The organism is Pseudonocardia kujensis, from assembly GCF_021283305.1.
Taxonomy (GTDB): Bacteria; Actinomycetota; Actinomycetes; order Mycobacteriales; family Pseudonocardiaceae; genus Pseudonocardia; species Pseudonocardia kujensis.
The window spans coordinates 1-12,117 of record NZ_JAJSOK010000075.1; the positions used below are offsets into that span (position 1 = coordinate 1).

At 73.8% G+C, this 12,117-nt stretch carries 12 protein-coding genes; 5 read left to right on the forward strand and 7 right to left on the reverse strand.

The annotated features are described in order from the left end of the window. A partial coding sequence (ribB, locus tag LWC35_RS32925) for a 3,4-dihydroxy-2-butanone-4-phosphate synthase (protein WP_232874396.1) occupies positions 1–565 on the reverse strand: 565 nt, incomplete at its 3' end. Between the two features lie 221 nt (positions 566–786). Here ribB and LWC35_RS32930 point away from each other — a divergent pair. Together LWC35_RS32930 and LWC35_RS32935 are read left to right on the forward strand one after the other, a co-directional pair. Beyond that, complete coding sequence (locus LWC35_RS32930) at positions 787–1,323, forward strand: flavin reductase family protein (RefSeq protein ID WP_232874397.1); 537 nt, start codon at positions 787–789, stop codon at positions 1,321–1,323. 66 nt (positions 1,324–1,389) lie between these two features. Next, the gene (locus tag LWC35_RS32935) at positions 1,390–1,818 is read left to right on the forward strand and encodes a group I truncated hemoglobin (protein ID WP_232874398.1); all 429 of its coding nucleotides are present in this window, start codon (positions 1,390–1,392) and stop codon (positions 1,816–1,818) included. Between the two features lie 8 nt (positions 1,819–1,826). Here LWC35_RS32935 and LWC35_RS32940 read toward each other — a convergent pair whose 3' ends face one another. The 3 genes from LWC35_RS32940 to LWC35_RS32950 form a co-directional block, all read right to left on the reverse strand. Beyond that, positions 1,827–2,750 carry a hydroxymethylglutaryl-CoA lyase gene (locus tag LWC35_RS32940; protein WP_232874399.1) on the reverse strand — a complete coding sequence of 308 codons (924 nt, stop codon included), beginning with the start codon at positions 2,748–2,750 and terminating at the stop codon, positions 1,827–1,829. A 23-nt stretch (positions 2,751–2,773) separates the two neighbouring features. Then, on the reverse strand, positions 2,774–4,012 hold the full coding sequence (locus tag LWC35_RS32945) for a CaiB/BaiF CoA transferase family protein (protein ID WP_232874400.1): 1,239 nt from the start codon (positions 4,010–4,012) through the stop codon (positions 2,774–2,776). A 68-nt stretch (positions 4,013–4,080) separates the two neighbouring features. Next, a complete protein-coding gene (locus LWC35_RS32950) occupies positions 4,081–5,091 on the reverse strand; it encodes an AraC family transcriptional regulator (protein WP_232874401.1) in 1,011 nt (336 codons plus the stop codon). 308 nt (positions 5,092–5,399) lie between these two features. Between LWC35_RS32950 and LWC35_RS32955 the strand changes: the two genes are divergently transcribed. From LWC35_RS32955 to LWC35_RS32965, 3 genes are all read left to right on the forward strand, one after another. Beyond that, positions 5,400–6,878 carry an aldehyde dehydrogenase gene (locus LWC35_RS32955; RefSeq protein WP_232874402.1) on the forward strand — a complete coding sequence of 493 codons (1,479 nt, stop codon included), beginning with the start codon at positions 5,400–5,402 and terminating at the stop codon, positions 6,876–6,878. A 29-nt stretch (positions 6,879–6,907) separates the two neighbouring features. After that, on the forward strand, positions 6,908–8,086 hold the full coding sequence (locus tag LWC35_RS32960) for an LLM class flavin-dependent oxidoreductase (protein ID WP_232874403.1): 1,179 nt from the start codon (positions 6,908–6,910) through the stop codon (positions 8,084–8,086). A gap of 534 nt (positions 8,087–8,620) precedes the next feature. After that, on the forward strand, positions 8,621–9,007 hold the full coding sequence (locus LWC35_RS32965; protein WP_232874404.1) for a DUF5313 family protein: 387 nt from the start codon (positions 8,621–8,623) through the stop codon (positions 9,005–9,007). A 52-nt stretch (positions 9,008–9,059) separates the two neighbouring features. Here the strand turns inward: LWC35_RS32965 and LWC35_RS32970 are convergent, their stop codons facing one another. The 3 genes from LWC35_RS32970 to LWC35_RS32980 form a co-directional block, all read right to left on the reverse strand. Next, positions 9,060–9,341 (reverse strand): hypothetical protein, encoded by a 282-nt coding sequence (locus tag LWC35_RS32970; protein ID WP_232874405.1) that lies wholly within the window; start codon positions 9,339–9,341, stop codon positions 9,060–9,062. Further along, complete coding sequence (locus tag LWC35_RS32975; RefSeq protein ID WP_232874406.1) at positions 9,338–10,840, reverse strand: O-antigen ligase family protein; 1,503 nt, start codon at positions 10,838–10,840, stop codon at positions 9,338–9,340. The genes LWC35_RS32970 and LWC35_RS32975 overlap by 4 nt, the downstream gene beginning before the upstream one ends. A gap of 161 nt (positions 10,841–11,001) precedes the next feature. Continuing rightward, the gene (locus LWC35_RS32980) at positions 11,002–12,102 is read right to left on the reverse strand and encodes a serine hydrolase domain-containing protein (RefSeq protein ID WP_232874407.1); all 1,101 of its coding nucleotides are present in this window, start codon (positions 12,100–12,102) and stop codon (positions 11,002–11,004) included. Positions 12,103–12,117 lie beyond the last annotated feature (15 nt).

Genomic DNA, 12,117 nt, shown 5'->3' on the forward strand with positions numbered 1-12,117 from the left:
CGAAGGCGTGCAGCCGCTCGCCGCGGGCCATGGTGCCGTCGTCGTCGACGATCTCGCCGATCACGCCGATCAGCTCCTGGCCGGCCAGGCGGAGCAGGTCGACGGCGGCCTCGGTGTGCCCGGCCCGGACGAGGACGCCGCCCTCGCGGGCGCGTAGCGGGAAGACGTGTCCCGGGCGGCGCAGCTCGTCGGGTCGTGTCGCCGGGTCGGCGAGGGCGCGCAGCGTGCGGGCGCGGTCGGCGGCGGAGACCCCGGTGCCCGCGTCGCGGTGGTCGACGGTCACGGTGAACGCGGTGCCGTGGGCGTCGGTGTTGTCGGCGACCATCGGCGGCAGGCCCAGTGCGTCGGCCCGTGCGGAGGGCATGGGTGCGCAGACGATGCCGGTGCTGTGCCGGACCACGAAGGCGAGTTGCTCGGGTGTGGCGGTCGCGGCCGGCAGGACGAGGTCGCCCTCGTCCTCGCGGTCGGCGTCGTCGGTCACGATCACCATCCGGCCGGCGGCCAGCGCGGCCACGGCCCGCTGGACGGCCCGCGTGCCGGGGAGGGCGGGGGTGGGAGACGTCATCGTCGGTTCCTCACGGTCGGATCCGCGCCCGGGACGGGCGGGATCGTCGAGCACACGTCGACGGTAGGAGACGGCGGGCCGCCTGGACCATCCGTTGTGAGCCGACTCCTATCCGTGTTGCGCGGCCCGTTCGGGGGAGATGCCGGAACATGCGCCTTGTGGCTGCCCGGCGGCGGTCCGCGGATATCGACGCGGGCGACCGCGGCCTACCGTCGCCCCGCATGAACGAGACGACGCACACAGCGCTGCCGGCTGCGGTCGCGCCCGCCCGCATGCGCGAGGTGCTGGGCCACTTCGCCTCCGGCATCGTCGTGGTCACGGCGGTGACCCCCGACGGGCCGGCCGGTTTCACCTGCCAGTCGTTCAGCTCGCTGTCGCTCGACCCGCCTCTGGTGTCCTTCAGCCCGGCCCGGACCTCCACCACGTGGCCGCGGATCCGCGAGGTCGGCACCTTCTGCGTCAACGTCCTCGCCGACGGCCACGAGGAGCTCAGCACGGCCTTCGCCCGGTCGGGCACCGACAAGTTCGCGGGGGTCGCCTGGGCGCCCGCGCCCTCCGGCGCGCCGCGGCTCGACGGCGTGGCGGCCTGGATCGACTGCACCCTCGCCGACGAGTTCCCGGGTGGCGACCACACGATCGTCGTGGGGCGGGTACAGGACCTGGGGGCCGATCCGTCCCGGGCGCCGCTGCTGTTCCACCGCGGCGCCTACGGCGTCTCCGCCCAGCGGGGGCTCACACGGTCCCGGACGCGGCCGTGAGGGCGTCATTACACCGGTTCATCCTGGTCACACGATCAGGAAACAGGCGCTCTCTATACCGGTGTCATGACCTCGAGCGGACGCGCCACCATCTACGACGAGATCGGCGGCGCAGACGCCGTCGCCGCGGCGGTCGACCAGTTCTACGTCCGGGTGCTCGGCGACCCGGCCCTGGTCGGGTACTTCGACGGCATCGACATGAAGCGGCTCAAGGCCCACCAACGCAGCTTCATCGCCGCGGCGATCGGCGGTCCGGAGCTGTACGCGGGGCGCTCGATGAAGGAGGCCCACGCAGCCTTCCGCATCCAGCCCGACCACTTCGACCTCGTCGTCGGGCACCTGGTCGCGACCCTCACCGATCTGGGGGTCCCCGCCGAGACGATCGGCCGGATCGGGGAGAAGCTCGCTCCGCTCAAGTCCGAGATCGCGCCGCCCGAGAACGGGCCGGCGACCACGCCCACCCGGCGTCGCTGGTTCGGCCGCAAGGCGGGCTGACGGGCGCGTCAGGCCCGGCTGCGCACGGACGTGCGGCCGCGCGGGCGGTTCGGGCCGCCCGCGCGGTGCAGGTTGCTCGGCAGCTCGTGCCCGACGGCGCGCTCGGCGACCCGTGTCGCGTGCAGCGCCGCCGTGAGGTCGAGCCCGGTGTCCACGCCGGATCCCTCGAGCAGGTAGACGACCTCCTCGGTCGCGATGTTGCCGCTCGCCCCGGGGGCGAACGGGCACCCGCCCAGCCCGCCGACCGACGCGTCGATCTTCGTGACGCCGGCCTGGGCCGCCGCGAGCACGCAGGCCAGGCCGGCACCCCGGGTGTCGTGGAAGTGCACGCCCACCTCGACGCCCGGTACGGCCGCGCGCACGGCGTCGAGCAGCTCCACGACCCGCCCGGGCACGGTGGTGCCGATGGTGTCGCCGAGGCACAGTTCGTCGGCGCCGAGCTCCGTCGCCCGACGGGCCACCTCCACGGTCCGTTCCACCGGGGTGCGCCCGTCGAACGGGCAGTCCCAGGCCACGGCGATGACGGCCTCCAGCCGTCCGCCGGCGCCGTGGGTCAGGGCGGCGACGTCGGCCACCGCCGCCACGGCCTCGTCGGTGGTCCGCCGCGCGTTGGCGAGGCTGTGCCCTTCGGAGGCCGAGACGACGTACTCGAGGTTCGCCATCCCGGCCTCGACCGCGCGCCGCGCGCCGCCGCGACCGGCCACGAGCGCCGAGAAGGCCAGCTCGGGCCAGCGGTGCAGCTCGGCGACGACCTGCTCGGCGTCGGCGAGGGCGGGCACGGCCTTCGGCGAGACGAACGACGTGACCTCCACCCGGCGCACGCCGGTCGCGGCGATCGCGTCGAGCAGGGTGAGCTTGGCGTCGAGCGGGATCGGCGCCTCCAGCTGCAGGCCGACCTCGCGCAGGTCCACGGAGCGGGGCAGGGAGAACACGGTTCACCTCCGAATCGGACGGCTCAGACGACGCCGGCGTCACGCAACGCCCCGAGCTCGCCCGCGTCGAGGCCGAGCAGCCCGGTGTAGACCTCGGCGTTGTGCGTGCCGGGCTCCGGCGGCCCGGCCCAGCGGACGCCACCGGGGGTACCCGTGAGCACCGGCACCACCCCGGGACCGAGGACGTCCTTGCCGATCGCCTCGTCGAAGTGCGGCACGAGCATGTCGCGGGCCCGGAACTGCGGGTTCGCCACCACCTCGGCCACCGTGTCCACCGGCCCGACGACCACACCGGCCTCCTCGAGCAGCCGCGTCAGCTCGTCGGCGTCGTGCCGCCCGGCCCACTCTGCGACGATCGCGTCGATCTCGTCCTGGTGCTCGCCGCGGGGCACGTGTGTGGCGAAGCGCGGGTCGGACACCAGGTCCTCGCGACCCATCGCGGTGCAGAGCCGGGCGAACACGGTGTCCTGGTTGGCCGCGATGATCAGCCAGCGGCCGTCGCGACTGCGGTAGAGGTTCGACGGCGCGAGCTTGTCCAGCCGGGTGCCCGACGGCTGCCGGACCAGGCCCGTGGCGTCGTAGTCCGGGATGACCGACTCCAGCATCGCCAGGCAGGCCTCGGCCAGCGCGACGTCGACGACCTGGCCCTTCCCCTGGTGGGGGCCCTGCTGCCCGCGGGCGAGGAGCGCGGCGAGCACGCCCTGCATCGCGAACATCCCGCCCAGCGAGTCGCCGATCGACAGCGCGGCGCGCGGCGGCGGCCCACCCGGGAAGCCGTTGAGGTACCGCATGCCGCTCGTGGCCTCGGCCACGGACGCGTAGCCGGGTCGACGGCTGAGCGGGCCGGTCTGCCCGTAGCCGGAGACCCGGGCGAGGACCAGTCCGGGGTTGCGGGCGGAGAGCACGTCGTAGCCCAGGCCCCAGCGCTCCAGGGTGCCGGGGCGGAAGCTCTCCACCACGACGTCCGCGGTGTCGACCAGGCGCAGGAAGAGCTCGCGGCCCTCGTCGCGGCGCAGGTCGAGCGTGATGCACCGCTTGTTGCGGGCGTGCACCGTCCAGAAGAAGTGGTGGCCGTCCTGCTCGGCCTGGCCCCACACGCGCAGCGGGTCGGGCCGGTCCGGGGCCTCGACCTTGATCACGTCCGCGCCGTGGTCGGCGAGCAGCCGGCCGCAGAAGGGACCGGCGATGAGCGTGCCGAGCTCCAGCACCCGCACGCCGTTCAGGGCGCCGGGCGCGGGGTCGGTGGTGGCGTCGTCGAGCACGCCCGTGACGGTAGGAGGCGCGGGGCGAACCGGCTATCCGATGGCGGTGACCCGATATCCGCCGAGCGCTACCCCGCCCGTTCCCGCAGCGTCTCCCGCGGCAGCTCGCCGAACCGCTCCCGGTACTGCTGGGCGAAGCGGCTCTGGTGGAAGAAGCCCCAGCGCAGCGCGACGTCCGTGACCCGGGTCGACGCCGGGTCGCAGCGCAGCAGCTCGGCGCGGACGTGGTCGAGCCGGATGCGCCGCAGGTGGTTCATCGGCGACTCACCGAGCTCCTGCTGGAAGGTCGCGTGCAGGGTCCGGACGCTCATGCAGCCCACGCGGGCCAGCTCCTGCGGGGTGAGCGGCTCGTCCGCGTGCTGCTCGATGTAGTCGAGGACGGGCCGCAGCCGCCCCGAGCGGGCGGGGTCGGCGGGCGCAAGGAGGGCGTCGGTGTGCTGGTGCCGGCCCGTGTGCAGCAGCTGTGTCATCACGAACGCCTCGTACTGCTCGCGCGCGATCGGCATGTCGGCCAGCCCGCCGGGGCGGTCCAGCTCGCGCACGAAGAACTCGACCGACGCCAGCAGGGTGCGGCCGGCCGCGGTGGTCAGGTCGATCCCGTAGTCGAAGTCCAGCACCTCGTGCACGGGCCGGTTGAGCTGCTCGCTCAGGTGGTCCTCCAGACTGCGCCGGGGGATCTTGAGGATCAGCTGCTCGGCGTCGGGGGACCACCGCACGGTGTTCTCCTGGTCCGGCAGCAGCACGATCCCGCTGGCCCGCGCGGTCGTGGTGGCGCGCCCGCCGTCCGTCCGGTTGGCCTCGGTGCGACCCGCCGTCGTCAGGTTGACGTGGTAGCAGTCCTCCGTCGGCGGCATGACGAGCTTCGCGGCCGACTTGTACGTCAGGTAGCCCAGCGTGAACAGCCTGTCCGAGGTGGCGTTCAGCGTCATCTCGAGCCGGTCGTCCGGGGCGGTCAGGTCGTGGTCGAGGTACACCCGGGTCACGGCCTCGCGGGCCTCGTCCAGGCTGTGGGTGTCCAGGATCGGGTAGCGCGTGAGACGGGCGGGAGGGACCTGCACGGGCTCGGCAGTGGCCATCATCGGCGACACCTCCTCGTGTCGTGGGCGCGGCGCGCTCCCTCACCGCGCTGCGGGCGGCGGGGGAGCCGCCCGATCAAGGCGCCTCCGACACTAGGGAACCACGGGTCGCCACTACTAGCCCGAGAGCGCAGCGCGCTATCCGCTGAGTGCGGCGCCGGACGTCCGCGGTGTGCCCCTGATCTCGCACGGAACGGCTCCGGGCCTGCGGTCCGCGGATATCGGCGGCCCCCGCCGGATCCCTAGCGTCCCTCGTCGTCCGCCGCCGGATCCGCGGCCGCGCCCCTGCACCAGTGGAGAAGGAGAGGTCGATGACGACATCCCTCGAGGAGCTGAGGCTCTTCATCGGTGGCAAGTCCGTCGACGCCCGCTCGGGCCGCACGTTCGAGTCGCTCAACCCGTACACCGGCGAGCCGTGGGCCCGCCTCGCCGACGGCGGCCCGGAGGACGTCGACGAGGCCGTCGCCGCCGCCCGCGCCGCCCTCGACGGCGAGTGGGGGCAGATGACCGGCTTCCAGCGCGCCGCGATCCTGCGCAGGTGCGGCGACGCCGTCGCGGCCAACGCCGAGCGGCTGGCCCGCCTCGAGGTCAACGACTCGGGCAAGCTGTTGCGCGAGATGCTCGGCCAGCTGAAGTCGCTGCCGCAGTGGTACTACTACTTCTCCGGGCTGGCCGACAAGATCGAGGGCCGCACGGTCCCGCCGGTCAACCCGAACTACTTCGGGTTCACCACCCGCGAGCCGGTCGGGGTGGTCGGGGCGATCACGCCCTGGAACTCGCCGCTCCTGCTGCTGACGTTCAAGCTGGCCCCGGCGCTCGCCGCGGGCTGCACGATGGTCGTCAAGCCGTCGGAGCACGCACCCGCCTCGACGGTGGCGTTCGCCGAGGTCCTGCACGGGGCCGGCCTTCCGGCCGGGGTGCTCAACGTCGTCACGGGCTGGGACCGGTCCACCGGCGAGGCCCTGTCGACCCACAAGGGCGTCGACAAGATCGCCTTCACGGGCTCGTCGGCGACCGGGGCCAAGGTCGCGCAGGCCGCGGTGGCCAACTTCAACCGCGTCACCCTCGAGCTCGGCGGCAAGTCCCCGCAGATCGTGTTCCCCGACGCCGACCTCGACGCCGCGGCGAACGGTCTGGTCGCCGGCGTGTTCGCGGCCACCGGGCAGACCTGCATGGCGGGCTCACGACTGATCGTGCACGCCGACGTGCACGACGAGCTGGTGTCCAAGGTGGTCGAACGGGCCAACTCGATCGTGCTCGGCGACCCCACCGAGGCGGACACCGAGATGGGCCCGGTCGCGAACCGGCCGCAGTACGAGAAGGTCCTCGGGTACCTGCAGGGCGCGGCCGCGGAAGGCGCCACCTTCGCCTGCGGCGGCGAGCCCGACGCCGAGCGGGGCGGGCTGTTCGTCAAGCCCACCGTGGTGACGAACGTGACCCCGGAGAACACCGTCGTGCGCGAGGAGGTGTTCGGGCCGGTGCTGGCCGCCTACACCTTCACCGACGAGGACGAGGCCCTGAAGCTGGCCAACGACACCCCGTACGGCCTGGCCGGCGCAGTCTGGACCAAGGACGTGCACCGCGCCCACCGGGTCGCCGCGAGGCTGCGCGCCGGCACCGTGTGGATCAACGCCTACCGCGTGATCGCCCCCAACATGCCCTTCGGCGGCTTCGGCGCCAGCGGCCTCGGCCGCGAGAACGGCGTCGACGCGATCAACGAGTACACCGAGAACAAGTCCGTGTTCGTCGAGCTCACCGGCGGCACCCGCGACCCCTTCCAGCTCGGCTGACCCGGCACCCGCCCGACCAGGAGACGACCATGACCGTGACCGCCAACGAGCGCCTCGGCCTCGCCCCCACCGACCCCCGTCCGGCGAGCGAGACCCGGCCCGCGCAGGACCGCACCGAGACCAACCCGCTGTTCGGCGACCAGAAGATGAAGCTGGGCCTGTTCGGCACCAACTGCTCGTACGGGCTGATCATGAGCCACGCCCCGTCGAGCTACGAGATCACCTGGGAGCACACCAAGGAGATCGCGCAGCGGGCCGACCGGCTCGGGTTCGACGTCCTGGTCCCCGTCGCCCGCTGGAAGGGCTTCGGCGGGTCGACGAACTTCAACGGCAACTGCTTCGAGACCTACACCTGGGCGGCCGGGGTCGCCGAGGCGACCGAGCGGATCGCGGTCGCCGCGACGTCGCACCTCCCGACGGTGCACCCGATCGTCGCGGCCAAGCAGGCCACCACGGTCGACCGCATCTCCGGCGGCCGGTTCGCGCTGAACATGGTGATGGGCTGGGTGCCGCCGGAGATGGAGATGTTCGGCTCCGAGCAGCGCGAGCACGACGAGCGCTACGCCTTCGGCCAGGAGTGGCTCGACTTCGTGAACAAGCTCTGGACCGAGGAGGGCACGTTCGCGATCCACTCGAAGTACTTCGACGCCGAACTGCTCGAGGCCTATCCCAAGCCCCACCAGGGTCCGCGGCCCGCGCTGCTCAACGCCGGCAACTCGCCGTCGGGCATCGAGTTCTCCGCCCGCAACGTCGACTTCAACTTCGCCTCGCTGGACACGCTGGAGAACATCAAGGCGTACGTGGACAAGGTCAAGAGCAAGGCCCGCGACGACTACCAGCGGGAGATCCACGTCATGACCTACGGCCTGGTCGTCTGCCGGGACACCGAGGAGGAGGCGAAGCGGGCCTTCCAGCAGGTCGTCGACGAGGGCGACTGGGGTGCGGCGGGCAATGTCATCAAGATCGCCGGGTCCGGTGCGTCGCAGTCCTTCGACCACGCGGTGAAGGAGATGCAGGAGCGCTTCATCGCCGGCTGGGGCGGCTACCCGATCGTCGGGACGCCGGAGCAGGTCACCGAGGAGCTGGGCAGGCTCAACGAGGCCGGCATGGAGGGCATGATCTTCGGGCTCATCGACTACAACGAGGAGCTCAAGTACTTCGGCGAGAACGTGATGCCGCTGCTCGAGCAGGCCGGGCTGCGGCACTGACCGCGACCCGCTGCACCGAGCCGTCCCGGTCTCGGCGCCGGGGCGGCCGGTGGCGATCGCTGATCATCGTGAGTGGCACAGGGCGGTCGAACGGGCAGCAGTGACGTCACGCTCGTAGTGATCATGGGCGAGGAGCGGTGGTGTTCCGACATCAAGATCACCGCGAGTGGGACGTGGTGGTCGGAGAGCGAGCGCTGGCGTCACGCTCGTCGCGATCGTGGTGGCGCGAGTGGTGCAGGGCGGTCGTCCGGAAAGCGCCGACGTCACGCTCGCAGCGATCAGGGAGGGGGTCGGCGATCTCGGCGATCCGCCTGCTCATGATCGATGCGAGCGTCACGTGGTGGTCCAGTTGGAAGCGGTGCCGTCACGCTCGTCGCGATCAGAATCGTGCGGCGGGTGATGGCAACGCGGCGGTGCTTTTCATGATCCCTGTGAGCGTGACGCGATGGTCCTTCGGGCAGCTCCGGCGGCACGCTCGCGGCGATCTTGGCGTGCGGGGCGGGCGAGTCCGCCCCCGCGGCTAACCTCGACGACGTGGCGGTGCAGCGGCCGGGTCCGGCCCGGTGGGTCTGGTACGCGGTCGGCGGGCGGCTGCCGGCGCGGTACCGCGAGTGGGTGCTCTACGACGCGACCTGCCCGACCTGGGTTGCCCGGCACCTGCTGCGTACGGCGGTCCCGCTGACCCTGGTCTCGGTGCCGATCGTGCTGTTCGTGCCCGGTCCGCTGTGGGTGCGGCTCTGCGGGTTGTTGCTGGGCTGGCTGGTCTCCGCCCAGTTCGCGATCTTCCTGCTGCACGACTCGGTCGACCACCGGGTGCGCAAGGCGGGCTATCCGCCGGGCCACGCGCAGGCCGTGCGCGACGCCGCGGCGCGCGCCGTCCGGGAGCGGGCCCGGGCCCGGTACGACTCGCGGTACCGGTAGGGGAGGGGCGCGCCGGCCCGGCCACGCTGCTGGACCGGACCGTCGCGGGGGGTCAGAACGGGCTGCCGGGCACCATCGGCGGGGCGGGCTGCACGGCCGGTGCGCTGAACCCGCCGACCGGGCCGCAGAGCCCGGCCGGGACGGGCGCGCTGGCCTGCCCCACGGCCACACCAGTTCCGAGGCCCGGCAAGCTCGTACAGGTCACGTACGTGGGCGGGCTGAACTGGGCGAGGGCCGGTGCGGCCCCGCCGGCCCAGACCAGCACCCCGCTGGCGGCGAGGATCAGGCCCGCGCGCAGGGCGGTGCGGGAACGGCCGGAGGACGTGCGACTCATCGGGTGGGCTCCTTCGTCGTGAGGGTGTCGGTGCGGGTGGGGGCGGGCAGGAGGGTGGCCACGGCGAGGCACACCAGCAGCGGCAACGCGGGGACGTGCCAGAGGAAGTCGAGCGCGCTCTGCGTGCCGAACGCGGCGAGGACGGCGAGCCCGCCGGCTGCACGCAGCGGGAGACGACGGCCGCTGCGGGTCGCGAGCGGGAGACGACGGCCGCTGCGGGTCGCGAGCGGGAGACGACGGCCGCTGCGGGTCGCGAGCGGGAGACGACGGTTCGTGAGAGTCGCGAGCGCGCCGGCGACGAGCGCGCCGACGCCGCCCAGCACGAGCGTCAGGCCGACGAGCCCGGTCTCCGCGGCGAGCTGCAGGTACTCGAGATGCGTGAACCAGGCGTGCACCAGCCGTCCGGTGTGGTCCACGTAGGTCAGGTCCAGCGACCCGGGGCCGACGCCCGTCCACGGGGCGGAGGCGAAGCGCGTCAGCGTCTCCCGGACCAGGTCGACCCGATCCGCCGAGGCGCCGGTCAGCCGGGTCTCCGCGATGGTGTCGACGGCCACGGCCGGGGCGGCGCCGTTCGACGCGCCTGCGACCAGGTCGGCGAGGCCGAGGAGCAACGCGGACGAGGCTGCGGCGACCGCCGCCCGACGCCGCCGGCCCGCGGCGAGCAGCACGGCAGCGCCCGCCGCGAGCCCGGCGAGGGCGAGCAGAGGTCGCGCAGCCGATCCGTCGGGCAGGGCGGGCAGCAGCGCCGCGCACGGCAGCGCGACGGCGGGGAGCACGGGCAGGAGGCCGCGGACGCTGCGTCGCCCGGCGGCGGTGGCGAGCAGCACGGCCAGCCCGACCACCAGGGCCAGGAAGGCGCCGCGGCTCATCGTGACCGCGAGCCCGAGCAGGAGGGCGGCGACCACGCCCCGACGGAGCAGCGGGCAGTTCGTCGGCACCGTGACCAGCGCGAGCAGCAGGCCGGTGACCAGCGCGGCGCCCGCGGCGTTCGCGTAGGTGATCGTGGCGGCGGCGCGCCACAGCCCGGAGGAGGGCATCGAGAGCGGGGACAGGTGCAGCACCGTGCCGACCCATCCCGAGGCGGCGACGACCACGGCGAGCGCGATCGCGAGGGTCCGCAGCAGGCCACGGCCCTCGGCGTCGAGCCCGGCCGCGACCGGGAGGGCGACGGCGAGCAGCAGCGCGACGGCGATCGTCGGGACAGCGGTGGCGACGGTGCCGTCGAGCAGGGCCCGGACCAGCACCCACAGCGCGAAGCCGGCCCAGCAGGCCGCCGCGATCGACACCGGGCGCGGAACCCGGGCGCAGTGGGCCACGGCCAGGACCCCGGCAGCGGCGACGAGCGCGGCGGCCACCGTGAACGGCCCGGCGTAGAACGCGCCTTGGGCCAGCACCGCGACGCCGAGGGCCGTGCCCAGCAGCGCGGCGCGGCCGTCGCGTCCGGTGGTCCGGTGGACGAACGGGCCGCGGGCGGTGCTCCGTGGCGCGGCGACGATCATGGCGTGTGCTCCCTCACGATCCGGGAGCGTGCACCGTCCGCAGCCGTCCCGCCCTGTTCGGACCCCGCTTCCACACGACCGTGTGGCACCCGGTCGCGTGGTCGGCAACACGTCGTGAGCAACGCGCCGGGGTGCTGTCGCTCAGCGTGACAGACAGGTGGTCAGCCGACCGCCTTCCAGAACGCGTGGGTCACGGCCGAGCCGGCCGGGTCGGGCCACATCACCTGGGTGAGCAGGATGCCGGTGAGGTCGCGGGCGGGATCGTTGCGCCAGGAGGTGCCGAGTCCGCCGTCCCAGCCGTAGCGCCCGTCCGCCTCGACGGCCATGCCGAGGCCCCAACCGGAGCCGTCGAGGAAGATCCCCGCGCCGGCGCGCTGCTCCTCGGTCAGCCGGTCGTAGGTCATGGCGGCGACCGTCTCCGGGCGGAGCACCGGATCCCCGCCACGGCGGAGCATGCGCGCGAAGGCCAGCAGGTCGTCGAGGGTGGACACCAGCCCGCCGCCTCCGGACTCGAACTCCGGGGGCCGGGCCCACTGCCCGTCGACCGGGTCGAACACCCGGCCTCCCCACCACTCCGGCTGGAAGCGGTGCCGCTCCCGGGCCGGCACCGCGAACCCGGTGTCGACCATCCCGAGCGGGCCGAGGACCCGCTCGGTGAGCAGCGCGCCGAGGCTCGTACCGGCCGCCCGCCCGAGCAGGACGCCCAGCGCGTCGGACCCGGTGTGGTAGAGCCAGCGCTCGCCGGGCGGGGCCAGCAGCGGGAGGGCGCCGAGCCGGCGCGCCCACTCGTCGGGCGGCGGGACGGGGTGCGAGCCGGGCGGGCCGTCGCCGCCGAGCCGGGCCTCGGCGTAGGCGCGCTGCCAGGGCAGGGTGCCGGGGGCGAGTGGCGGGACGCCGAGGCCGGACCGGAAGGTCAGCAGGTCCTCGACCGTGATCGGGCGCGCCGCCGGCACGGTGTCGTCCAGTTCGGCGGTCTCGGATCGCAGCACCCGGCGGTCGGCGAGCTCGGGGAGCAGCCGGTCGACCGGCTCGTCGAGCCGGATCGTGCCGTCCTCGACGAGGGTCATCGCGGCGACGGCCGTGATCGGCTTGGAGATCGAGGCGATCCGGAAGAGCGAGTCGCGGCGCAGCGGCGGCCCGCCGGGACCGGTTCCGCCGCGCACGACGACCTCCAGCTCGCTGCCGTGCTCGACGGCGGCGACCAGGCCGGGGATCGAGCCGTCGTCGACGAAGGGGGAGACGGCGTTCGCGAGGCTGCTCATGGGGGGTCGACCGGC